At 70.1% G+C, this 23530-nt stretch carries 23 protein-coding genes and 1 pseudogene; 11 read left to right on the plus strand and 13 right to left on the minus strand.

The annotated features are described in order from the left end of the window. The first annotated feature begins 203 nt into the window (after positions 1–203). The 8 genes from ACFYXB_RS13945 to ACFYXB_RS13980 all read left to right on the plus strand — a co-directional run bounded on the left by ACFYXB_RS13945 (position 204) and on the right by ACFYXB_RS13980 (position 6775). Complete coding sequence (locus ACFYXB_RS13945; protein ID WP_389581534.1) at positions 204–1331, plus strand: alpha/beta fold hydrolase; 1128 nt, start codon at positions 204–206, stop codon at positions 1329–1331. Beyond that, a complete protein-coding gene (locus ACFYXB_RS13950) occupies positions 1328–1582 on the plus strand; it encodes a hypothetical protein (RefSeq protein WP_389581397.1) in 255 nt (84 codons plus the stop codon). Before ACFYXB_RS13945 ends, ACFYXB_RS13950 begins: the two co-directional genes overlap by 4 nt. A gap of 1505 nt (positions 1583–3087) precedes the next feature. Further along, the gene (locus tag ACFYXB_RS13955) at positions 3088–3759 is read left to right on the plus strand and encodes an enoyl-CoA hydratase-related protein (protein ID WP_389581401.1); all 672 of its coding nucleotides are present in this window, start codon (positions 3088–3090) and stop codon (positions 3757–3759) included. Between the two features lie 7 nt (positions 3760–3766). Further along, entirely contained in the window at positions 3767–4090 is a 324-nt protein-coding gene (locus ACFYXB_RS13960; RefSeq protein WP_389581403.1) for a redoxin family protein, read from the plus strand. Between the two features lie 471 nt (positions 4091–4561). Further along, positions 4562–4696, plus strand: coding sequence for a hypothetical protein (locus ACFYXB_RS13965; RefSeq protein WP_389581406.1), 135 nt, complete (start codon positions 4562–4564; stop codon positions 4694–4696). Next, complete coding sequence (locus ACFYXB_RS13970) at positions 4693–4875, plus strand: hypothetical protein (RefSeq protein WP_389581408.1); 183 nt, start codon at positions 4693–4695, stop codon at positions 4873–4875. The genes ACFYXB_RS13965 and ACFYXB_RS13970 overlap by 4 nt, the downstream gene beginning before the upstream one ends. A gap of 76 nt (positions 4876–4951) precedes the next feature. Next, entirely contained in the window at positions 4952–5128 is a 177-nt protein-coding gene (locus ACFYXB_RS13975; RefSeq protein WP_389581411.1) for a hypothetical protein, read from the plus strand. A 468-nt stretch (positions 5129–5596) separates the two neighbouring features. Continuing rightward, positions 5597–6775, plus strand: a complete 1179-nt coding sequence (locus tag ACFYXB_RS13980) for a N(5)-(carboxyethyl)ornithine synthase (protein ID WP_389581414.1) — start codon at positions 5597–5599, stop codon at positions 6773–6775. 393 nt (positions 6776–7168) lie between these two features. On the opposite strand, the gene ACFYXB_RS13985 is transcribed toward ACFYXB_RS13980, so the two are convergent. Beyond that, positions 7169–7432 carry a hypothetical protein gene (locus ACFYXB_RS13985; protein ID WP_389581417.1) on the minus strand — a complete coding sequence of 88 codons (264 nt, stop codon included), beginning with the start codon at positions 7430–7432 and terminating at the stop codon, positions 7169–7171. After that, on the minus strand, positions 7429–7734 hold the full coding sequence (locus ACFYXB_RS13990; protein ID WP_389581419.1) for a DUF6247 family protein: 306 nt from the start codon (positions 7732–7734) through the stop codon (positions 7429–7431). The genes ACFYXB_RS13985 and ACFYXB_RS13990 overlap by 4 nt, the downstream gene beginning before the upstream one ends. A 72-nt stretch (positions 7735–7806) precedes the next feature. Between ACFYXB_RS13990 and ACFYXB_RS13995 the strand changes: the two are divergent. Next, a pseudogene (locus ACFYXB_RS13995) lies at positions 7807–8343 on the plus strand (ISAs1 family transposase); the annotation flags it as partial. Between the two features lie 275 nt (positions 8344–8618). Next, complete coding sequence (locus tag ACFYXB_RS14000; RefSeq protein ID WP_389581422.1) at positions 8619–9548, plus strand: lytic polysaccharide monooxygenase; 930 nt, start codon at positions 8619–8621, stop codon at positions 9546–9548. A 66-nt stretch (positions 9549–9614) separates the two neighbouring features. On the opposite strand, the gene ACFYXB_RS14005 is transcribed toward ACFYXB_RS14000, so the two are convergent. Then, positions 9615–10475: an esterase/lipase family protein gene (locus ACFYXB_RS14005; protein ID WP_389581424.1), complete on the minus strand. Its 861-nt coding sequence runs from the start codon at positions 10473–10475 to the stop codon at positions 9615–9617. A gap of 170 nt (positions 10476–10645) precedes the next feature. Next, positions 10646–11089, minus strand: coding sequence for a MarR family winged helix-turn-helix transcriptional regulator (locus tag ACFYXB_RS14010; RefSeq protein ID WP_389581426.1), 444 nt, complete (start codon positions 11087–11089; stop codon positions 10646–10648). Positions 11090–11196: 107 nt separating this feature from the next. On the opposite strand from ACFYXB_RS14010, the gene ACFYXB_RS14015 reads away from it, so the two are divergent. Further along, positions 11197–11571: a cupin domain-containing protein gene (locus tag ACFYXB_RS14015; protein WP_351359968.1), complete on the plus strand. Its 375-nt coding sequence runs from the start codon at positions 11197–11199 to the stop codon at positions 11569–11571. Between the two features lie 17 nt (positions 11572–11588). On the opposite strand, the gene ACFYXB_RS14020 is transcribed toward ACFYXB_RS14015, so the two are convergent. The 9 genes from ACFYXB_RS14020 to ACFYXB_RS14060 form a co-directional block, all read right to left on the minus strand. After that, the gene (locus tag ACFYXB_RS14020; protein WP_389581430.1) at positions 11589–12557 is read right to left on the minus strand and encodes a hypothetical protein; all 969 of its coding nucleotides are present in this window, start codon (positions 12555–12557) and stop codon (positions 11589–11591) included. After that, positions 12554–15994 carry a DNA polymerase III subunit alpha gene (locus ACFYXB_RS14025; protein ID WP_389581432.1) on the minus strand — a complete coding sequence of 1147 codons (3441 nt, stop codon included), beginning with the start codon at positions 15992–15994 and terminating at the stop codon, positions 12554–12556. Before ACFYXB_RS14025 ends, ACFYXB_RS14020 begins: the two co-directional genes overlap by 4 nt. Positions 15995–16210: 216 nt before the next feature. Further along, positions 16211–17290 (minus strand): S1 family peptidase, encoded by a 1080-nt coding sequence (locus ACFYXB_RS14030; RefSeq protein WP_389581434.1) that lies wholly within the window; start codon positions 17288–17290, stop codon positions 16211–16213. 232 nt (positions 17291–17522) lie between these two features. Next, complete coding sequence (locus ACFYXB_RS14035) at positions 17523–18329, minus strand: slipin family protein (RefSeq protein WP_389581436.1); 807 nt, start codon at positions 18327–18329, stop codon at positions 17523–17525. 149 nt (positions 18330–18478) lie between these two features. Next, positions 18479–19381, minus strand: a complete 903-nt coding sequence (locus ACFYXB_RS14040) for a S1 family peptidase (protein ID WP_351360613.1) — start codon at positions 19379–19381, stop codon at positions 18479–18481. 240 nt (positions 19382–19621) lie between these two features. Then, positions 19622–20473: a S1 family peptidase gene (locus ACFYXB_RS14045; RefSeq protein WP_389581440.1), complete on the minus strand. Its 852-nt coding sequence runs from the start codon at positions 20471–20473 to the stop codon at positions 19622–19624. A gap of 208 nt (positions 20474–20681) precedes the next feature. Then, the gene (locus ACFYXB_RS14050; RefSeq protein WP_389581442.1) at positions 20682–21458 is read right to left on the minus strand and encodes a DUF1684 domain-containing protein; all 777 of its coding nucleotides are present in this window, start codon (positions 21456–21458) and stop codon (positions 20682–20684) included. A 2-nt stretch (positions 21459–21460) separates the two neighbouring features. Next, positions 21461–22486, minus strand: coding sequence for an LLM class flavin-dependent oxidoreductase (locus tag ACFYXB_RS14055; protein ID WP_389581445.1), 1026 nt, complete (start codon positions 22484–22486; stop codon positions 21461–21463). Next, entirely contained in the window at positions 22483–23460 is a 978-nt protein-coding gene (locus tag ACFYXB_RS14060; RefSeq protein WP_389581446.1) for an LLM class flavin-dependent oxidoreductase, read from the minus strand. The genes ACFYXB_RS14055 and ACFYXB_RS14060 overlap by 4 nt, the downstream gene beginning before the upstream one ends. Between the last annotated feature and the right edge of the window lie 70 nt (positions 23461–23530).

Here is a 23530-nt window from a genome sequence, read left to right on the forward strand (position 1 = left end):
CGCACTCGCGCCCAGAAGTGCAGGTCGCGACGGTACTCCGATGTCTCCGGGGCGGATCTGGCCGAGGCGGGGTGTGATGTAGCCAATTCCAACAAATCGACTTGTCGATTTAGATTTCTCCAGCGCGCATGAGGTTACGAGCGCGTTAACCGGCGAGTCGCCGAGGGCGCGTGCGCCCCTGGAGAGGAGTCACTGTGGCGAGCATCCCCCCACAGCCTGGCGAGTGCGCGCAGCTGCGTGTGATCCATAAGTCCATCCCGCGCCAGTACCGGGTCGTGCACGGCCACCGCTGGGCGTTCCGCATGGCCGGCAAGGGCCCGGCCGTGCTGCTGATCCATGGCATCGGTGACTCGTCCGACACCTGGGCCGATCTGATTCCCGAGCTGGCTCGCCACTACACGGTGATCGCTCCCGACCTGCTGGGCCACGGGTCCTCCGACAAACCCCGCGGCGACTACTCGGTGCCCGCCTATGCCAACGGGATGCGGGACCTGCTGTCAGTGCTGGACATCGACAAGGTGACGCTCGTCGGGCACTCCCTGGGCGGCGGGGTGGCCATGCAGTTCGCCTACCAGTTCCCCGAGCGCACCGAGCGGCTGGCACTGGTGAGTACCGGCGGGGTGGGCCGCGGCGTCACCCCGGCGTTGCGCGCGGCCTCGCTGCCCGGAGCCCATCTGGTCCTGTCCTCGCTGCGGCTTCCGACGGTGCGGACGCAGACCGCCATAGCGATCCAGCTGCTGAAACTGCTCGATACCGGGCTCGGCCAGGACGCCCCGGATCTGCTGCGGCTGGTGGACGCGCTGCCCGATGCCGCCTCGCGCGATGCGTTCATCCGCACGCTGCGCGCAGTGGTCGACTGGCGCGGCCAGGTGGTGACCATGCTCGACCGCTGCTATCTGACTGCCGGCATGCCGACCCTGCTGGTCTGGGGCTCGCGCGACCAGGTGGTCCCCGCCCGGCACGCCGAGGTGGCGCACGCGGCGATGCCCGGCAGCCGCCTGGAGGTTTTCGAGGGCGCGGGCCACTTCCCCTTCCACACCGATCCGCAGCGGTTCCTGGCCGTACTGGAGGACTTCATCGCCACGACGGAGCCGGTCACCTGGAGCGCGGAGGAGTGGCGGGAGCTGCTGCGCTCGGGCGGCCCTGATGCAGGGGCGCCGACGCCCCCGCGCACGGCGGTTCCTGCGGCCAGGCGCGAGAGGTCGGCCTCCGCGAGGCTGAGGACCATCCGTATCCCGGTCCAGCGCGGGGAGCCGACGCGCTCCACACCCAGCGCGACCACGCCCGCTTCCTCGTCGACACCAAGAAGGCGCACTACGCGTTCACCGTGAAGAAAAATCAGAAGAAATTTGTACGAGCGGCTGCGGACGCTGCCCTGGGAGAAAGCCACGGCGAGGACACAGCCTTACGCGAGGACGCCTCCAAGATCCGCACCGGACACGGACCGGAGAACATGGCCACCCTCCGCAGCTTCGCCATCAACCAACTCCGCCAAGCCGGACACGCCAACATCGCCGCCGGCCTCCGCAGGATGGCACTCCAGCCCTACGAGCGACCGCTGACCCTCCTCGGCCTCAACTGACCTGGGCCGATCCAAGATCATGAGACTTTGCAATCGCCCTGGACATCACCGGCGCCAACCCCGCACACGACAGCAGGTTCGGGTCATCGAAACGAGCAGAAACAACGTGCGAGACTTGCACATCTACCGGGTGCCCTCCTGAGCGCGGCCAATCGTTGCTTCGACAACACCGATTGTCCTTGCACAGCAGGGCATTCCGGCCCTACGACCGGCGAACGAGCGCACCTCACCGGTGGATCCGGGTTCAGCCACCAGGACGCTGCCTGCCCGACGGCTATCACCGTCGCCAAAGCGGCACCGTAAACCTGGATCAACCGATGCAGACGCACCACCCGCGACTACGAACGCCTCCCCGAACATCACGCCGCCATGGTCCAGTGGTCGATGGTCATCATCATGACCCGACGACTGGCCCGCCAACAGCGCCACCATCATCGGCAGATACCACAACGTCGAGCCGGATAACCAAGTCCTTCAACAGGCTCTTAGTTCAGCAGCTGATCGAGGCCGAGCGTCAGGCCGACTCGACTGGGACGGCTCGAATCGCGATTAGTGTTCCGGCGATGTGCGGCGCTGGGCCTTCGCCCGCGTCGTGACGGATCGTGAGACGTTCGCCGTCGGCGGCAAAGACGGCAGTCAAGTCCCAGGACGTGGTGTAACTCGTCGCCGCTTGCCTGCGGAAGGCCCCCGACGAACGACCAACCCCAGAGGAGCTGTTGCGCGCCCTCACCTCCGGACCCCGGCGCAGCACTGCGTCCCGCATATCGATGCACGCGCTCCGTGCCGTGATGACCCGCTAGCTGCACCGGCGCGTGCCCGCGTGGTTGATGATTTTCACGATCCTGGCATCCGCTGCAGCAGGTATCGCGACTCTGCTCTGCCTCACGAGGCGTGAAACGCAGGACGCGAAACTTCCCCTACCTGATCAAGGCGCGCGCACGGCGCGGGCGCGCGCCGCCTCTGCGGCGCGGCCTGCCTCTGTCTCCGCCCCGGCTGCCCGCGCCCGGCGGCGCGCTACGTGCAGCGGGCGGAGCAGAGAAATCCCGCTGAGGCTGAGGCTGGTCGGCTCCACGGCTTTAGCCACCTCCCCGGTCCGGGTCCCGCGTCAAGCAAGACCAGGGGGCCACTCGTGCACATTGCGGGCAGGTCCAAAGTCAGGTCCACAGTCTGCCCGAGTTGCCAACTAGCGTACGGCCCCCTGATCATGCTCGACCCCAGAGTGGGCAGGCCACCGGCCAATCCCGCTCCGCCGACCTCACGTGAGTGCTGGCGCAACGATCAAACGGCGATTTAATCCACTTTTGAAATGTGCCTGCCGGCAGGCGTCAAGCGTGGGCGGCCACTGCTTCACCGCAAGCGGAAATTGATCGACGGATATGCGTTTGACCGCTGCGGTCACACTGATATGGGCGAATCGATAATTCCGTTCCGCGTCGGAAGCACACAGACTTGATTCATCAAGGTCCGACCTAGACATGAGGTTGGCACAACCTCCAGGAGCGCACATGCCTACCCTTGATCGCCAGGACAACGTCTTCGTGCTCGATCTCGGAGATGGTGAGAACCGCTTCCACCCCGACTGGATCGCGTCTGTCAACACCGCCCTGAATGAGGTGGAGAAGGCAAAAGGGCCGCGTGCCCTCGTGACCGCCGCGACGGGCAAGTTCTACTCCAACGGCCTTGACCTGGAGTGGCTGGGCGCCCACGCCGACCAGGAGGAGAGCTACCGCAGCTCCGTCCATGAGCTCTTCGCCCGCATGCTGTCCCTGCCGGTGATCACCGTGGCGGCCCTGCAGGGGCACACCTTCGCCGCCGGCGCGATGTTCTCCCTCGCGCACGACTTCCGTGTCATGCGCGCGGACCGCGGCTTCTGGTGTCTGCCCGAGGCCGACATCAACATCCCCTTCACGCCCGGCATGTCCGCCCTGATCCGGTCCCGGCTGGCGCCGCAGACCGCGCACGAGGCCATGGTCACCGCCCGCCGCTACGGTGGGTCGGACGCTGAGGACGTCGGCATCGTCGACCGGGCGGTGGACGAGGACGCCGTGCGTTCCACGGCCATAAAGATCGCCGAGACACAGCTCAGCAAGGCCGGCGACACCCTCGGCACCATCAAGGCGCGCATGTACGGCTCGGTCCTGGCCACCCTGCGTGATGCGGCCAACCCGCTCAGCTGACACCGCCGTGCGGCATAACCAGCACGGCCCAAGCCCAGAGCAATCGCGGGACTCCGATGGCGGCGCCACCGCCGAGGCAACCACCGGACTGTCCACCCAGGACACCGGTTACCAGCAGGAAGCCGTTCAGCGGCTCCACCTGCCCTACTCGTTGCTCAGCGATGCGGCCCTGGAACTCATCAGGGCTCTTCGTCTGCCCACCTTCGAAGCCGCCGGACAGACCCGGCTGCGCCGGTTCACGCTCGTGATCAGCAACGGAGTGATCGAGCACACTTTTTTTACCCGGTCTTCCCGCCCGACCGGCACCCCGAGGAAGTACTCGCCTGGCTGAGACAGCACAGCATGGGATGATCCCGGCATGCGCGCTGGGCGTCGCCGAGCTGGTCGACGAGGTGCTCGGCCTGTCCCCGGTCACTGAGACACGCTCCTAGCGTCCGGCCCATCCGGCAGGTCACGGATTCACGAGCGAAGCCGCAGTTCCAAGGCATGTTGCGTGACATCAGTAGCTGACATCAACAGAGGCGTACAACTGCGCACGGTGGCACGCCCGTAATCGGTGGACGAGCCAACAGATTCCAGCAGGCGAGCCGTTCGTGATGGTGCTGCACGCGCCTACGGATCAGGTGGTCGTGGGCGATGCGTGGGCCAACATTAGGAGAGAGGCCCCCGGCGATCAGCCGTGGACCTCTCTCAATGGCCGTACGTCAGCAGGGCACAGCATGCGTTGGGCCGTCTGTGGGCCGTCCGAGGGTGGCCAGCGACGACAGGTAACGACAGACGCCGACGCGCCTACGGGATCTTGATGATGTACCGGCGCCTCGTACGCGAATACGACCACCGCCCCAAGAGCGCGGAGTCCCGCGTGTACTGGGCGATGACCGACGTGATGACGCGTCGGCTGACCGGCACCACCGCCCCGACCTGGCGGGACACATGACCGGTGCCGACGCCGTGAAGCCGCTCCTGGAACGGCTCGACGCCCGCGAGCAGGCCATGACCGACCAGGCCGAGCGGGTGCGGGCACAGATCGAGGAGCTCACCGCGCGACTCGGTGAACTCGACGAGCACCTCGAACACCTACGGATCACCCGCAAGACGATCCTCGCCCTTCGCTGACGAATCCGACACCGGGCAGACCAGGGGCAGTTCACCGGTCCCCGAGCTGCCGGAACACCCCGCCTACCAGCAGATCATGACCGCCTTCGCCGACAGCGACGACCCGCTGCGAGCCCGCGACCTGTGCCTCGCCCTCGACCTGCCCCTGCTGCCCAAGCACACCGAAGGCATCCGCTCCAAGCTCAAACGCCTGGTCAGCCGCGGCATCCTCACGGAGATCGAGCCCGGCCTGTTCGCCCAGCCCCGTCCGTAACCGCGCACCGAACCCCACGAGCAGTAAGCCTTAGCCAACGCCAATCCCGTAACGGATATCAAGCCTCATAACGTCCTCTAACGGGCCTGGCATTGCGTCAGGACCGGGTGGCGGGTTGGCCGGAGTGGGCGGGGGCGGAGCGAACCAGGTGTTCCGCAGCCCGTAGATCCGGACGATCTCGGCGAGGGCGGCGGGCGGGTAGGGCGATTCGGCGGCACTTGCTGCTTGTCCTCGGGGCGCAGCACCGTTCAGGCCCGCGGGCGTCGACCAAGGCCGCACCCGACAGAGCTGACCAGTACTGTGCGACCCGATCGCGCAGAGACCGATGCCGCCGCCCGGAAGTGCCCGGGGCCACGCGGAGTCGCCCGGACCCTGCTCCCGCCCGTGCGCCCGCCCCTGGCCCCGCCCGTCGCGACCGGCTGCCGGACTGCCCCGGTGTGCTAAACAGGGAGCAACCAAAGGGGCATTTTGCAGCAGCTCACGCTCGGAATCATGTCGCAGACCCGCAAGGAAAACGAGCATCGTCTGCCCGTTCACCCCGCTCATTTCGACCGCATCAACGCCGGTCTCCGCAAGCGCATCTACCTCCAGGAAAACTACGGAGAGTATTTCGGCGTCCCAGACAGCCAGCTCGCCCCGCTCGTCGCGGGCTTCCGCACGCGCGAGGAACTCATCGCCGGCTGCGATGTCATCCTGCTGGCCAAACCGCTCCACGAAGACCTGGCGGAACTGCGCGAGGGCCAGGTTTTGTGGGGCTGGCCGCACTGTGTCCAGGACAAGAAGGTCACCCAGACCGCCATCGACCGGCGGCTGACCCTGATCGCCTTCGAGGCGATGAACCACTGGACCCGCAGCGGCGCCTTCAACCTGCATGTCTTCCACAAGAACAACGAGCTGGCCGGGTACTCCTCGGTCCTGCACGCCATGCAGCTGACCGGCGTGACAGGCGACTACGGGCGGCGGCAGCGCGCAGTCGTCATCGGCTTCGGCGCGACCGCCCGCGGCGCAGTGACCGCGCTCAGCGCCCTGGGCGTGCACGACGTCGACGTGCTCACCGCGCGTGGCGTCACCGCCGTCAGCTCCCCCATCCACTCCGCGCGGATCGTCCACTTCGACCACGACAAGGCCGACGACACCCTCAACCCACGACGCAGTGTTGCCCTCACCGAGGACGGCCCGCTGCCGCTGGCCGAGTTCCTCGCCGGGCACAACATCATCGTCAACTGCGTGCTGCAGGACACCGACGCGCCGCTGATGTTCCTGATAGACGAGGACCTGCCCAAGCTGGCCCCCGGCACCCTGGTCATCGACGTCTCCTGCGACGAGGGCATGGGCTTCGACTGGGCCCGGCCCACCACCTTCACCGACCCGATGTTCACCGTCGGCAACCACGTCAGGTACTACGGGGTGGACCACAGCCCCTCCTACCTGTGGAACTCCGCGACCTGGGAGAACAGCGAGGCCCTCCTGCCGTATCTGGACGCCGTGCTTCAGGGCCCCGACGGCTGGGACGCCGACGACACGATCCGGCGCGCCATCGAGATCCGCCGGGGCGTCGTCCAGAACCTCAAGGTGCTCGCCTTCCAGCACCGCACCGCGGAGTACCCGCACGCCCACGAGGAGACCCGGGCGGCGTCGCGGCCCTAGCGGCGGGACATCCGGCGTTCAGTCGTCCTCGGACCACCGTCCTGAGTCGCCGCGCGGCGGGCGCCGGTCGCCTTCCGTGCCCGGCCGCAGCCCAAACACCATGTCGGAGAGTTCGCCCGCACAGGTGCTTGATCTCCAGGTAGGTGCGGTTCCGCTCGGTGACGGCAGCGGCGGGCACCAGCGCGGTGAGTGCCGCGGCGGTGTTGAACGCCTGGGCGTGACCATGTTGGCCAGCAGGTCATGGTTGGCGACCGGACCTGGCCCGCCTCCTCGACCCGTTCCCGTTCGCGTTCGCGTTCTTCGGGGGTGCGCCACCTCAGGACGGTTCCACCGGGCAACTGTCTGCTCACGCCCGATGCCGGGGAACGGGGCGCTGTTCGTACGGGAAGCAGGTCAGCCGAGCCAGACGATGTCCAGGACGGACAGATGCCACAGGGGCCGGTTGACGAAGTAGACGACGGAGAGCTGTCCGACGGATGCGGCCCGGACGTCTTCTCCTTCGGGGTCGCCGGGGTTCCACTGGGGCCAGCCCCACGGGGTACGGGTGGCGATGTTGAGGACGTCGCGGACCATCTCCACCGCGTGCTCTGGGAGTTCTGCGAGCACCTTCGCGGCCTGCGGGGACAGCCGGACCGCCCACGGCGGCGTACCGGTCACTGGCGGGCTCCCAGGATGTCCTCCAGGGCGACGAAGCCGGTCTCGTCACGGCCGGTGTCGACGAACGTGTCCACGGCCGGGGCCGCGGCGAGGCGCAGCTGCCAGGTGCGCACGACGTCGTGCAGCGGGGTGAGGCTGTAGGTGTGGCGGGAGTCTTCCAGGGCCTTGGCCCAGTCCCGCTCGAAGGCCGGCACCCAGGTGTCGGCGCGACGGTCGGCGCGCAGTTCGGTGAGCAGCTCGGCGGCGGCGGTCGGCGCGGGCGCGGCGGGCGGAGCGGAGGCGTGATCGGGCTGGGCGCTCATGGGCTCAGGCTCCTTCAAGCAGGTCTTTCACGTCACGGTACGCCGCCGTTCACAGCGTCAGGGGCGGTTCATGCCGTCCACTGCCAGGGCCTGCGCGGGGCTCGCCGCCCGGACGGCAGCCGCGTGTTCGTACTGTCCGCGGTCCGCCACGGCGACGGCATCACCCTGGCCTCCCGCGAGATCGGCGCGAAGACCAACGAAATCCCCGAGTTCGCATCCCTGCTGGACCAGATCGACGACGCCGACCTGCGCGGCTGCGTAATCACCGTGGACGCCCTGCATGCCCAACGCGCCCACGCCGCCTACGTCGTCGAACAACGCGGCGCCCACTACCTGTTCACCGTCAAGGCCAACCAGAAGAACCTCGCCAAGCAGCTGAGGGACCTGCCCTGGAAGGACATCCCCGTCCTCCACCGCGACGACGCAGCCGGCCATGGCCGCACCGAACAACGCCACATCCAGGTCGTCACCGTCAACAACCTGCTCTTCCCGCACGCGGCCCAGGTCCTGCGGATCCGCCGCAAGCACCACGCTCCCGGCGCGAAGCGGTGGAGCACCGAGACCGTCTACGCGATCACCGACCTGCCCGCCGAGCAGGCGCCCCCGGCCGGGAGCCATTCGGGGAGCCAACCGAGACATCTCACCGCGGACGAACGCGGACTGTCGCGGACAGTTCCGCCGCTCGCCCGCAGGTGAGACAGGGCTACCCAACCGTCCTTCCTGAGCCCCCCGTTAGCCCCGCCTTAACAGCGCCATAAGGATCTCCTCCGCCCGCCTCCAGCAGGCGATTTCACGGTCTCCTGGGGCTAGTTTCTGATCACCCCCACGGGATCCGCCCCTTATGGGATCCGCCTTCACTAGGACCGTTGCGAGGAGTTCCCCCCATGCCCGCACGCCACAAGGCCGTCGCCGTCGCCGTCCTCGGTACGGCGCCGCTCGCCCTGACCGCCCTCGGCGCCGCGCCCGCCGCCGCCCACGGCTCGCCGGGCGACCCGGTCAGCCGCGTGTCGCAGTGCTACGCGGAGGGTCCTGAGCACCCGAGGTCGGCGGCCTGCGGGGCGGCGGTCGCGGCCGGCGGCACCCAGGCGCTCTACGACTGGAATGGCATCCGCATCGGTGACGCCGCCGGCCGGCACCGGGCGCTGATCCCGGACGGCAAGCTGTGCAGCGCGGGCAACGCGGAGTTCAAGGGGCTGGACCTGGCCCGCGCCCACTGGCCGACGACGAGCGTGCGCGGCGGCTCGTACACCTTCAAGTACCGCATGAGTGCCCCGCACAAGGGCACGTTCAAGGTCTACCTCACCAAGCCCGGCTACGACCCGGCGAGGCCACTGGCCTGGGCCGACCTGGACTTGGCGCACCCGGTCGCGACGGCCACCGACCCGGTCGCCGCGGGCGGCTTCTACACGTTCACGGGCACGCTTCCCGAGCGCTCGGGCAGGCAGCTGTTGTATGCGATCTGGCAGCGCTCGGACAGCCCGGAGGCCTTCTGCTCCTGCTCGGACGTCGACTTCGGCGGCGGCGGTACGGCCACTTCTCCGGCCCCGGCTCCCACCGCCTCCGCGCCCGTCGAGCACCACGGTCACGGGGACGACGACGCGAGCACGTCGGTGGAGCCGAGCGGCGGCACGGCGGACACCCCGGCCAACACACCCGAAGCCGCAGGCAGTTCGGCGAACCTCGCCGAGACCGGCAGTGACGGCAGCACGCCGTATCTGGCGATGGGCGGCGCTGCGGTCCTGGCACTGGGCTCCGCCGTGCTGTTCGGCTCGCTGCGGCGGAGCCCGCAGCGTGGCCGCCGCCGCGGGCGGTGACGGGCTCCGGGGCCTGACCGGCGGCTCAGGCCGGTCAGGCCCCGGTGATGTCAGTTGAACACCCTGTCAGCTGAACACCGACGCGCAGGTGGTGGCGGTGGCGTGCGCCGAGTCGAGCGCGTTGGCCACCTCGTGGAAGGCGATGCGGTCGGTGAGTCCGATCGCCAGGTGCTCGGCGAGGTCGAGCGGGCACAGGTCCTGGAGGTGGACGTTGTGGACGTCCGAGCCGCTCAGGTACTGAGTGCGCCACGGCGTGACCACCTCGTCGTACTGGGTGGCGATGACCGTGTAGTGGACTCCGGGGACGGTGTCGCCGCCCGCGTTGAGCTTGGTGAGGAAGGCGGACCCGGTGATCTGGTCGGCGAGACCGGGGGTGGTGGCGTTGAGCAGGTCCTCGGCGCCGGGGAAGTACGGCAGCAGGTTGGTGAAGCCGTTCAGGTCGGTGCCGTGGTTGTCGGGGGCGAGGGCGACGAGGGCGTTCACCTTGGCGGCTCCGCCGAGGAACTTGAGGTAGTAGCGGGGCATCATGCCGCCCTGCGAGTGACCGACGAGGTCGGCCTTGGCGGCGCCGGTCGCGGCGAGCACCTTGTCGACATAGGCGGCGAGTTGCTCTGCCGACTTGTCGATCGGACCGAGACCGTAGAAGAGGGGGACACCGGGCAGCTGCCCGTAGTCGAGGGAGAAGACGCAGTACCCGCGGTCCTTCAGGTACGGCGCGAGGACCAGCCAGTTGTCGACGGAGTTCCCGAACGTCCCGTGGACCAGGACGACGGGGCGGGGGTGGGCGGCCGAGGGCTTGCAGGAGTAGTCGTTCCAACCGCTTGTGGGAGCGGTGGCGGCGTGGGCGGTGGCGGCGGGTACGGTGGCCACGGCGGCGGTCAGAAGCAGCGCGGCGAGGGGTCTGAGCACTCGCTTCCAGGGCAGCATCGTGTGATCTCCTTGCGGCTCAAGGGAGGTGCGACGGCCTTACCCTGTGATCCGGATCACGAGGATGCTGTTCACTCGTCAAGTTACGGACGAGTAGTCGAACTGTGAAGTTACGCGTCAGTAAAAACTTCCAGTGGTAACCAACGGTCCGCTCGATCGCCGACGAACCATCACCAGGCGGGCCTGATCGGACCGTAGGGCGCGATCCGCACCAACCGATCACGCAACGCCCGCACTTCACCCTCGCCCAGCAGTTCGACCCACCCCGCCACAGCCTCGGCGGCAGCCTCCTCCGCCGCACGGGTACAGGCCCACCCACGCTCGGTCAGCACGACCAGCCGGGCACGCGCATCCCCGGGATGCGGCCGCCGCTCGGCATACCCCTTGCGCACGATCTCGTCGACGAGCTGACTGGCGGCCTGCTTGGTGACGCCGAGATGGGCCGCGAGGTCGGTCACCGTCGCACCGTCCGGCGCGAGCCGCGTGAAGGCGAAGCCGTACGCCGGCCGCCCCTCGAATCCACGGGCCACCACACCGTCGTTGATGCGCCGGGTCAGATCGCCCGCGGCGGCGAGCAGGGCGGCGGTCAGGCCCAGGGCCTCGGAGTTCTCCACGCCTGCATTGAAACATCCTTGACGCGAAGGTCAAGTTGCTTGACCATGTAGTCAAGCAGCTTGACTACATGGACCGAAAGAATACCGAAGGAACCCGGAGGTCACCCATGCCCGTCATCCGCTCGTCCGACGCCGTCACCCACGAGATCCACGGCGCCCGCTTCGTCTCGTACGTCACCCCGCGCACCGGCAGCAAGGAGCTGTGCGCCTGGCGCGGGGAGGTCCCGGCAGGGACCAGGGCCCCCGCCCACACCGTCAACCGCGAGGAGGTCATCCATCTGCTCGACGGCGAGCTCCTGGTCACCCTCGACGGACACACCGACCGCGTCCACGCGGGCGACACCGTGCTCGTCAACCCCGGCGCGACCCTCGCCGTGGAGAACCCCACCGACGGCACCGCGGTCACCTGGGTCACCACGTCCATCGGGCTGGAGGCGGACCTGGCCGACGGTACGCGCATCGTGCCGCCGTGGGCCAACTGACCACCACAGAAAAGTAGTTACGCGGCCAGCGCCCCCGGCATCACCGCCCTCGGCCCGAACTTCGCTCGCGCGCGGTCCGCGACCTCCTCGATACGGCGGACCTTCTCGTCCACGGGGTCGAAGGTGAGCTGGTGGGAGGCCTGTTCGGCGGGGGTGAGGCCCTCGGCGCGCAGTACGACCGCGCGGACCCGGGCGCGCTGGAGGCCTAGCGCCTCGTACATGCCGTACGCCGTCCTCGTCAGCGCGCCGGAGTGCGCGGTCGGCTCCTTGAGCGTGCGGCTGCGAGTGGTCGAGGTGCGGTCGGCGTAACGCACGGTGAGGGTCAGGGTGCGGCAGACCTTCTCCAGGGCGCGCAGCCGGGCGCCGATCTCCTCGGCGGCCGACAGCAGGGCGCGGCGGTGCCGGTCGGGGTCCAACTCGTCGAGGTCGAAGGGTCGTTCGGCGGCCAGCGAGCGGGACACCCCGTTCGGTACGACCCGACCGCGGTCGACACCGTTCGCCCTCTCGTGCAGCTCGCGGCCCGCCTTGGCGCCGACCAGGCGCTGGAGTGTGGACAGCGGTGCGGCGGCGACCCGGCCGAGGGTGTCGAGGCCGTACTCGCACAGAGTGCGGGCGGTGGCGGTGCCGACGCCGGGGAGCGCGGCGACGGGCTTGTCGGCGAGGAACTCCGTGACGGCGTCCGCGGGCACCGCGCGGGTCACCCCGGGCCGGGCGTCGCGCAGTGCCATACGTGCCAGCATCGGGCCGGGTCCGGCACCGATCAGACAGTCAACACCGTGCAACGCGAGGGCGCGGACCCGGATCACCGACGCCAGTTCGACGGCGTCGCGCCCGAAGTACCGCTCCGCGCCCCGCAGATCGGCCAGTGCCCCGTCCGGCGGCAGCGCCTCCACGACCGGGGTGAACTCCTCGAGCAGGCCGAGCAGCCCCGGCAGGGCCGCCTCGTACATCGGCGGCAGCTGGAAACGTACACAGAGGATGGTCATCCCGCACTCCCCGGGCTCTGGTGCCACAACTTCCGTACCTGTGAAGGCTCTTGACCCGCCGGACGCAGATCGGCCCACGGGTGCATTTCGTATCCGGTGGGCATCTGGATTCGCCGTCCGCCCGTCGAATCCCCGTTCCCTTCCGGCACCGGCGCCGCGAGCTGGGCCGCCACCTCGTCGAGGCCGCCCTCGGCACGCAGTTCGACCAGTTCGGCGAGGTTCCAGGCGGCGGCGCCCACCACGCTGAGGCTGCGCGGGCCGCGCCGCTGCACCACTCCGCGCACCAGCAGCAGCCAGGAGTGGAAGACGGTGTGCGCGCAGGCGTCGTGGGAGTCGTCGAAGAAGGCGAGGTCGACCAGGCCCGTGCCGTCGTCCAGGGTGGTGAAGATGACCCGCTTGCCGGAGCGGATCGGCGGGGTCTGGGTGGCCACCTTGGTGCCCGCGACGAGGACCACCTCGCCGTGCCGGGTCTCGCGCAGCCGCCGCGCCGACACCACGCCCAACTCCTCCAGGAACTCCCGGTGGTCGTCCATCAGGTTGCGCGAGGCGTCCATGGACAGCACACCCAGTTCGGCACTGAGCTTCTCCGCCGAGGACAGATCCGGCAGCCCGGCCGGCGCGGTCTTCCGGCCCCCGGCCAGGGGGAGTTGGCCACCGCCCGCGCCTCGCGCGCCCCGGTGCAGTTCGGTCAGGTGCAGTTGCAGATCACGGCGGTTGGCGCCGAAGGCGTCCAACGCGCCCACCTGCGCAAGTCGTTGCGCAAGCGGCCGACTCGGGCGGGCCCGTTCCCAGAAGTCCAGCAGGGAGGCGTACGACTGCCCGGCCTCGATCCGCTCCGCCTCGGCCTCACTGATGCCGTGCACGTCGGAGAGGGCCAGGCGCAGTCCCCAGACACTCGGCGACCCCTGTGATTCAGACACCAGTTCGATATGATGGGCGACCGCCGACCGGTTCACATCCAATGGCAGGATCGGCACCCCGCGCCGCCGAGCGTCCGCCAGCAGTAGCCGCTTCGGGTACATCCCGGGGTCGTGGGTGAGCAGCCCGGCGTAGAAGGCGGCCGGATGGTGCGCCTTCAGCCACGCCGACTGGTACGTCGGTACGGCGAAGGCGACCGCGTGCGCCTTGCAGAAGCCGTAACTGCCGAACCCCTCAAGGATCGCCCAGGTCCGCTGAATCGTTTCCGCGTCGTATCCGTTGGCCGCCGCGTGCTGCGCGAACCAGTACCGGATCCGCCCCTGCGACTCCAGGTCCGACAGCCCGCGCCGCACCCGGTCCGCCTCGCCGCGTCCGCAGCCGGTCATGATGGCGACGATGTCGATGATCTGCTCGTGGAAGACGACCACCCCGTAGGTGTCGCGCAGCGGCTCCTCCAGATCGGGGTGCGGATAGCGGACGGGCGCCCGTCCGTGCCGCGCCTCGATGAACGGCCGCACCATGTCGGCGGCGACCGGACCGGGCCTGAAGAGGGAGATGTCGACGACGAGATCGTGGAAAGTGGCCGGCTGGAGTCGCCCGACCAGGTCCCGCTGGCCCGGCGACTCGATCTGGAAGCAGCCCAGTGTCTCGGCGGACTGGACGAGCCCGTACGTCGCCGGGTCGCCCTCCGGCACGGAGTCCAGGTCGAGCCGCTCCCCCGTCGCCCGCTCCACCTCGGCGACCGCGTGCGCCATCGCCGACTGCATCCGCACGCCCAGCACGTCGAGTTTGAGCAGTCCGAGGTCCTCCACGTCCTCCTTGTCGAACTGCGACATGGGAAACCCCTCGCCACTGGTCGGCACGACCGGCGTACGGGAGAGCAGGGAGGCGTCGGACAGGAGCACCCCGCACGGGTGCATGGCGATGCCGCGCGGCAGGGCGTCGAGGGACTCGACCAGCTCCCACAGCCGTTCGTACTTCCCTTTCTCTCCCGCCAGTTGTCTGAGCTCGGGCAGTTCCTCGAGGGCCGCGCGGGCGTCGCGGGCACGGATGTGCGGGAAGGACTTGGCGATGCGGTCGATCTCGGCGGGGTCCATGGACAGGGCGGCGCCGACGTCCCGGACGGCGTGCCGCACGCGGTACGTCTCCGGCATGGAGACGGTCGCGACCCGCTCGGTGCCGAACCGGTCGATGATCGCCCGGTAGACCTCGAGCCGGCGCGCGGACTCCACGTCGATGTCGATGTCGGGCAGCACGACCCGCTCCTTGGACAGGAAGCGCTCCATCAGCAGCCCGTGCTCCAGCGGGTCGGCGTGGGCGATGCCGAGGAGGTGGTTGACGAGGGAGCCCGCGCCGGAGCCGCGCGCGGCGACCCGGATGCCCATCTCCCGTACATCGTCGACCACTTGAGTGACCGTCAGGAAGTAGGAGGCGAAGCCGTGGTGGGCGATGATGTCCAGCTCGTGGTGCATCCGCTCCCAGTACTCCCGCTTTCCGCAGTGGCCGCGCAGCACCATGCCCGCCGCCGCCCGCGAGGCCAGCGCCCGCTGGGCGGTGCGCCGACCGGCACCGACGAGGTGCGGCTCGGGGAAATGGACGGTACCGATGCCGAGGTCGTCCTCGGGGTCGACCAGACACTCGGCGGCCGTCGCCCAGGTCTGCTCCAGCAGGCGGTGGGCGGTGTCGCGCCTGAAGCCCGCGGCCTCCACGATCCGCTCGGCCGCCTGGAGCATGGCGCCCGCGTCCTTGAGCCAGGCCTCGCCGGAGTCCAGCTCCTTGGCCGGGTCGATCGGGACCAGCCGGCGGGCGGCGTCCAGGACGTCGGCGACCTGCCTCTGGCCGGGGTCGGCGTAGCGGACGGCGTTGCTGAGCACCGGCCGGATCCGCTGCTCGGCGGCGAAGCCGACGGTGCGGGCGGCCAGGCGCAGGGAGCCGGGGCCGGTGCCCTTGCGGTCGTGCCAGACGGCTTCGAGGCGCAGCGCGTCGCCGTAGACCTCGCGCCAGGGGGCGAGGAGCTTCGCGGCGCGGTCCGGGCGTCCGGCGGCCAGTGCACGGCCGACGTCGGAGCCGGGGCCGAGCAGGACGGTCAGGCCGTCGCCGTGGTTGCCGGACCAGGGCAGCAGGGGGGTGTCCTCGGCGGTGTGGGCAGCGGTGACCAGGCGGCACAGGTCCGCCCAGCCGCGGGCGCCGTCCCGGGCGAGGTAGGTCACCCGGGGTGTCGACTCATCGATGAAGGCACCGCCGCGCACGGGGATACGGCGCCTCTCCCGGAGTACGGACTCGTCCCGCCGTACGCTCTCCGGCTTGCCCACCGCCAGCTCGACGCCGAACAACGGCCGCACGCCCGCCTTCGCGCAGGCCTTGGCGAAGCGGACCGCGCCGGCGAGGGAGTCGCGGTCGGTGAGGGCGAGGGCGTCCATGCCTCGTTCGGAGGCGCGCTCGGCGAGGCGCTCCGGGTGCGAGGCCCCGTACCGCAGGGAGAACCCGGAGACGGTACGCAGATGCGTGAAGCCCGGCACCCGCACCTCCCGCACTCGTGAGCCCCGATCGACTCTCGAACATCTGTTCCCTACCCGCGACTCCCCACCATACCTCCATTCTCGAACTAGTGTGCGACACCCACCGGGGCGCCTCTCACCTGCATAAACACCGGCCCACCGGTCCACGGGGCCCTGACACACGGAAGTCCCGCCCCTCGCGCGCGGGGCGGGACTCCGTGGACTGTGACGTGATGGTCAGCCGATCTCGGTGCCCGTCGCCGAGAGGGCCTCCGTGACCGGCTGGAAGAAGGTCTCGCCGCCGGAGGTGCAGTCGCCGCTGCCGCCGGAGGTCAGGCCGATCGCGCTGTTGCCGGAGAAGAGGGAGCCGCCGCTGTCACCGGGCTCGGCGCACACGTCCGTCTGGATGAGACCGCTGACCGTGCCCTCCTGGTAGTTCACGGTGGCGTTCAGACCGGTGACCGTGCCGTCGTGCACCTGGGTCGTCGAGCCGCTGCGGGAGACCTGCATGCCGACGGTGGCCTCGGCCGCGCCCGTGATCTGCCGGGCGGAGCCGTTGTAGAGGTCGACCTCGCTCGGGTGGTCGACGTCGGCGGTGTACTTGACCAGGCCGTAGTCGTTGCCCGGGAAGCTGGACTGCTCGTTCTCGCCGATGACGTTGCCCGACGAGTCCGACCAGCTGGAGATGGCCTCGGTGCAGTGTCCGGCGGTCAGGAAGTACGGCTGCCCGTCCTTGACCACGTTGAAGCCGAGCGAGCAGCGCCCGCCCGAGCCGGTGATGGCGTCGCCGCCCGCGATGAAGGGCTTGAACTCCCCCTTCGAGCGTTGGAGTTCGGCCTTGCCGCCGAGCCCGTCGACCACGTCGGTGAGCTTGGCCCACTCGGCCTTCGACACGGTCTTGTCCGCGGTGACGACGACCTTGTTGGTGACCGGGTCGGTCGACCACGAGGTGCCGGCGATGGTCGCGTCCTTCGTCAGCGTCGTCCGGGCGCCGGCGAGTTCGGCGAGGGAGTTCGCAACGACCCTGGCCTTGGCTCCGGCCGCCTCGGCGGTGCTGGCGGCAGCCTCGTCGAGCACATTGACGACGAGGTTCTTCGTCTTCGCGTCGTAGTAGGTGCCCGCCGCGTCCGTTCCGAGGTCCTTGACGAGCGTGGAGGCGAGCTTTCCGGCCGCCGGGACCGACAGGGTCTCGGGTGCGGCGGTCTTCGGCGCCTCGCTGGCGTTCGCACTCTGGAAGGTGACTCCCGCTGCGACCAGTGCGGCGATTCCCGCACCCGCCACGGCGGCCCGCCGCCTGGGTATGCGTCGGTGCTTCAACTCACGTCCTCCTGTGGGGGGTCGGTCCGGGAGGTTGTGGGGACCTCGCGGACCGGAAGGCTGGTTGACGGGCGCCTACTATTCCGAGACCCACAGGGAGCACACAAGGGAGACTTCAGGACGCGCGTACGGCGACGTCACGCGCCCCTCCACCCACGACCGTTCGCTGTCACCCCTGGAAATTCGCACTGCAAACACTACGAGCGAGTAACCGATGGGCGGACAGTGACCTTTAGTCCTGGCCGGAATTCGACTCTCGGGCGGCCGGGGGCAGTTGCTGCTGTTGCGCCTTCTCCAGGAACCGCAGCAGCTCCACCGGGAACGGCAGCACCAGCGTGGAGTTCTTCTCGGCCGCCACCGCCACCACCGTCTGCAGCAGCCGCAGTTGCAGCGCCGCGGGCTGCTCGGACATCTCTTTGGCCGCCTCCGCCAGCTTCTTCGACGCCTGCAACTCGGCGTCGGCGTTGATGACCCGGGCCCGGCGCTCCCGGTCGGCCTCGGCCTGCCGCGCCATCGAGCGCTTCATGGTCTCGGGCAGGGAGACGTCCTTGATCTCGACGCGGTCGATGGTGACGCCCCACTCCACGGCCGGGCTGTCGATCATCAACTCCAGCCCCTGGTTGAGCTTTTCGCGGTTGGACAGCAGGTCGTCCAGCTCGCTCTTGCCGATGATCGAACGCAGCGAGGTCTGCGCCATCTGCGAGACCGCGAACCGGTAGTCCTCGACCCGGACGACGGCCTCGGCCGGTGCGGTCACCTTGAAGTAGACGACGGCGTCCACCCGTACGGTCACGTTGTCGCGGGTGATGCCCTCCTGGGCGGGCACGGGCATCGTGACGATCTGCATGTTCACCTTGCGAAGCTTGTCCACGAACGGGACGATCATGGTGAACCCGGGATCGCGCACCTCGGAGCGGAGTTTGCCGAGCCGGAACACGACGCCCCGCTCGTACTGTTTGACGACCCGCGCCGCCGCCATCACGTACACCGTTCCGGCGGCCACGAGGCTCGCTCCCGCCGCCACCAGCAACTCGACCATGCCGGCCCCCAGGGGTCCGAAGTGGGAGTGTTCGGGAGAGCACTTCCTGTACTTCGAAGGTAACTCCGCGGCCGGACAAGAGGGAGCCCCCGCACGCCGGTTGCGCGCGGGGGCCGCTGCGTGCGGGGACCGATGCCGAGGAGCGGACGTCAGTAGACGTGGACGCCGTAGACGCTCAGCGCCTCGGTGACCGGCTGGAAGAAGGTCGTGCCGCCGGAGGTGCAGTTGCCGCTGCCGCCGGAGGTCAGACCGTAGGCGGTGGTGCCGCCGTACAGCGGGCCGCCGGAGTCGCCGGGCTCGGCGCAGACGGTGGTCTGGATCAGGCCGGAGACGATATCGCCGCCGCCGTAGTTGACCGTCGCGTTGAGCGCGGTGACGCGGCCGCTGTGGGTGCCGGTCGTGGAGCCGCGGCGGAAGACCGTGGTGCCGACGGAGGGCGTGGCGGCGCTGATGATGTCCTGGCTGCCCACGGTGCCCGACTTGGCCACCGAGCTGTTGGTGTAGCGCACGATGCCGTAGTCGTTGCCCGGGAAGGAGGAGCCGGCGGTGGTGCCGAGGGTGGTCGAGTGGGACGAGTTCGACCACCAGGTGCCCGCGCCGTCGGTGCAGTGACCGGCGGTCAGGAAGTAGTAGTTCCCGCTGTTGTCCTGGACGTTGAAGCCCAGCGAGCAGCGCCAGCTACTCGCATAGATGGCGTCGCCGCCGGAGATCAGCTTCTTGAACGTGCCCGGGGTGCGCTTGATGGTGAGCGCGCCGGAGTTGCCGCCCGCCTGCTTCTTGATCTTGGCGATCTCGGCCTGCGAGACGGTGCTGTCGACGGTGACGACGACACGGTTGCTCTTGCTGTCCACCGCCCAGGCCGTGCCGGGTACGTCGGCCTTGAGGACCGAGTTCCGTGCGCTGGTGAGCTGGTTGGCGCTGAACGTCTGGGCGTCGCTGGCGTTCGCGTTGGGGACGGCGAACGCGGCGGCGGCCACGAATCCGGTGGCCACGGCGATCAGCCTGGTCCGTCTCGCGATACCGCTGCGGGGGGTGGTGCGCTTGATCCTCACGTTTCGTTCCCTCCCAGGGGAAGTCGGGGGCCCGCGTGGGGTTGGGGCCCGTGAGGCGCAGCCAGGGGGCACGACCGCCCGGATTCGGATATGCCGTGCCCCTGACAAGCGCTGAGGGGGAGTATTCGGCCGAACGGCCGGTCGGCACAAGGGCGCCTTTCGGCCGTCAACCTTTGAACTACCTTTGCGAGTTGTTGCCCATTTCGTGTCCCCCCACAGCGCGCCGGCGGTGCGGACGGCCTAGTAGATGCTCACGCCGTAGGCGCTCAGCGCCTCGGGGACGGGCTGGTAGAAGGTCGTCCCGCCGCTCGTGCAGTCGCCGCTGCCGCCGGAGGTGATACCGAGGGCCTTCGTGCCGTCGTAGAGCGGGCCGCCGGAGTCGCCGGGCTCGGCGCACACCGTGGTCTGGATCATGCCGCTGACCGTGCCGCCGCCCTGGTAGCGCACGCTGACGTTGAGCGCGGTGACGGTGCCGCTGTGGGTGCCCGTGGTGGAGCCGGTGCGCTTCACGTTCTCGCCGACGACCGCGTTCGCCGCGCTGTAGCCGCCGGGGTGGCTGAGTGCCGTGTTGTCGTAGCGGACAAGGGCGTAGTCGTTGCCGGGGAAGTCGTAGTCGACCGTGGCGCCGATGAGGGTGTTGTGGGCCTGGTCGGTGTACCAGGTCTTGGCGACCTTGCCGCAGTGCCCCGCGGTGAGGAAGTAGTACGTGCTGCCGCTGACCACGTTAAAGCCGAGCGAACAGCGGTACTGGCCGCCGTAGATGGCGTTCCCGGCGGAGAGCAGCGGCCGGAAGACACCGGAGGCGCGCTGGACCCGCACGGCACCGGCGTCGGTGCCCGCGGCCTTCTGGAGACGGGCGATATTCGCCTGGGAGACCGTGCTGTCCGCGGTGACGACGACGCGTCCGGACGCCTGGTCCGTGTACCAGGCGGTGCCGTCGACCCCGGCCCTGGCCACACTGTCCGAAACCTGTGCGAGCCGCGCGGCGTCGCGGGCGGGGGCGTTCGCCGCGCCCGCGGTGGGGGCCATGGCCAGGGCGGCGGCGACGAGACCCGCGGCGACGGCGAGCAGCCGGGTGCGCTTGATTCTCACTGTTCCTCCTCGTGGGAAGCGGAAGGCCCGACGGGGTGGGGGCCCGTGAGACGCTGCCGGAATGGCGTGTTCCTGACATACACCGCAGTGAGAATGACGCCGTGCCCCCGCGCGCGCAAGGGTGCGTGGAAAAGGAAACCCGAGGGCCACGAGAACGCAACGCGCGCCGCCGGCAGGGCCGTCGGCATGCGTCGTCGCGGGCGGGTGGTCAGACCAGGGTGCGCTCCCCCGCCTCGATCGCCACGGCCAGGGTGTTCCCCGGCGGCGGGAAGGGGCAGATGAAGTGGTCGGCGAAGGCACACGGCGGCAGTTGCGCCCGGTTGAAGTCGACCGTCGTACGGCCGTCCGCGTCGGGCGCGGCCGGGTACAGGAAGCGGAACCGGAAGCTGGTGTCGCCGCTGGTGGCGTCGGCGAACACGCCCCACAGCCGCCCGTCGGCCAACTGCGCCACCTGGAGCGTTTGTTCCTGTCCGCCGAGGGTGAAGGCGAGTTCACCGGCGAGGGCGAGCCCGCGCTCGCGTCCGTCCGCGTTCCCGACACGCACGGTGCGCGTCGCGTCGTACGGCGTGAAGCGCCCCGGCACCGACCAGCCCGCCGCGTACGGGGTGGCGTCGATGCCCCGGAACGTTCGGCGGGCCTCGGCCTGCGGGTCGTAGTCCCGCACACCCCACACGCCCTCGCGGACCAGCACGACCAGCCGGCGTTCGCCGAGCGTGACCCGGGCCGCGGGCTCGCTGTCGGCGCCGAGGCGGACCTCGCCGGTGGAGGGCTCCCCGTCCAGGACCAGGCCGTCGGACCCGGTGGCGGTGAGCACGACCGCGTCGCCGTCGACCGTCCAGCTCCCGGGAATGTCCGGAAGTCGCCCCTCCGGATGGTCCTCGATCCAGTGGGTGCCCGCCAGCGCGAGCGGCCCGTAGGCCGCCGAGACCGTCTCCGTGCGGTGCTCGTGCCACCGCTTCCAGTCGTCGGATGCGTCCGTCGTCATGGTCAACCCTTCCCTGCCGGAGCATGCAGCCCGAGATGGGAGCGCAACGTGGCTCCCGTGTATTCCGTGCGGAAGGCGCCGCGCTCCTGGAGCAACGGCACCACCCGGTCGACGAACTCGTCGAGTCCGCCCGGTGCGAGGTACGGGAGCAGGACGAATCCGTCGGCCGCGTCGTCCCGTACGAGCGCGTCGAGTTCGGCGGCGACCGACTCGGGGGTGCCGACGAGGAAGTGGCCGCCGCCCGCCCCGCTCACGGACCGCCGGACGGACAGTTCCCTCTCCCGCGCCCCGGTGGTGGTGTCGCCGAGGACGACGGTGACACCGGCCATGATCTTCAGGTCGTCGGGGGCGCGGCCGTACGTCGCCAGACGCCGCTTCACGTCGGCGTAGAAGGCACGCCCCGCTTCCGGCGAGCCGTGCCGGCCGAGGAGCACGTCGGCCGTGGACGCGGCGAACTCGCGGCACTCGTCCGAGTCCCCGGCGTGGATCACCACCGGGTGGCCCTGTGGTGAGCGCGGCACGCCGAACTCGCCCGCGATGTCGAAGTGCGCGCCCCGGTGCGCGAACGGCCGGGACGCCCCGTCGGGGGTCCACGTGTCCCACAACTCCTGTGCCGTGGCGACGAGTTCGGTGGCCCGGCCGTACCGGTCGGCTTGGTCGCGGGAGGTCGCCACGTGCCAGGCGGCCCGGCCCCCGCTGAGATGGTCGAGGGTGGCAAGGCGGCGAGCGAGGTCGTACGGCTCGGTGCGCGTCGCGTCGACCGTGGCGGCGAGCCCCACCCGCTCGGTCACGGCGGCGAGCGCGCTCAGCACGGTGACCGGCTCGGGCCGCGGTCCCCCGGAGAGGAACAGGAAGTCGAACCTGCCGCGTTCGGCGGTGCGCGCGAGGTGCTCGAAGGCGGGGAGGGCGAGCGGCGACTTCCCGCGCGGACCGGCGTACGTCGCACGCGGACCGGCGTACGCGGTGACGCTGCCGGCGCCGGGGAGGCGCACCGCGAGGCACATCTGTTTCCGGCGCCGTACGGTCATGAGGTTCCCCCGCTCACGGCATACTGGTGGGCCGGCCGGGGCAGGCCCAGGTGCTCGCGCAGTGTGCTGCCCGGGTAGAAGGTGCGGAACAGGCCGCGGTGCTGGAGCAGCGCGACGGTGCCGTTGACGAGCCGTTCCAGGTCACGGCGCGGCTCGACGGGGGTGAGGTGGAAGCCGTCGGCGGTGCCAGCCGCGTGCCAGGAGGCGATCAGCTCGGCGAGGTCGACGGGGCCGCCCCGGTACAGCGGGCCGTGCGGGGTCTGCCGGGGGCCGCCCCCGCCGTGTCCCGGCTCGGCCGCGTGCTCGCCGTCCCCGAGGTCGACGACGAGAGACACCAGGACCCGGAGCGTGTCCGGATTCCTGCCGAACTCGACTGCCTGGCCTCGCAGTTGATCTCGTACGGCGGTCGCCTGCGCGGCGGTCGCGGCGCGCACCAGCGCCACGTCGGCGTACCGGGCCGCCGTCGGCCGGGCCTGTCCCTCGGTGGCGTCGACCACGCGGACGGGGTGGCCCTGCGGGGGCCGGGTCACCTCGTCCTCCCAGCCGTCCCACGACCGCGCCGCCGCGTCGGCGACCTCACCGGCCTCCCGCCACAGCGCGTCGGCGGGCGCGGCGTGCCGGCGGCCGAAGAGTCGGGCCTCACCCTCGCCGGTCGAGACGTCGAGCTGCCATCCGGCGCGGCCGCGGCTGACCCAGTCGAGGGTCGCCACGGCCGCCTGGACGTGGGAGGGCTCGGTGTGGGTGGTGGTCACCGTCGGCACGAGGCCGATGCGGGACGTCTGCGGCGCCACCCGGGACAGCACGGCGAGCGCGTCGGGCCCGGGGCGGGCGAAGCTGTCGCCCAGTGTCACGAAGTCGAGGCCGCCGCTCTCGGCGAGCCGCGCCAGCTCGGCGTACGGGGCGGCGTCGTACGCCGACTGCTGGTCGACGGCCGCGGCCAGGTGCAGCAGCCCCCGGCCGTGCGATGAGGTCATGTGGGGAACCCTTTCGGAGAACCTTCCGGAGGAGCCTTCGGTGAAGCTTTCGGAGAACCTCGGAGAAGCT

Source organism: Streptomyces sp. NPDC002619 (assembly GCF_042889305.1).
Taxonomy (GTDB): Bacteria; Actinomycetota; Actinomycetes; order Streptomycetales; family Streptomycetaceae; genus Streptomyces.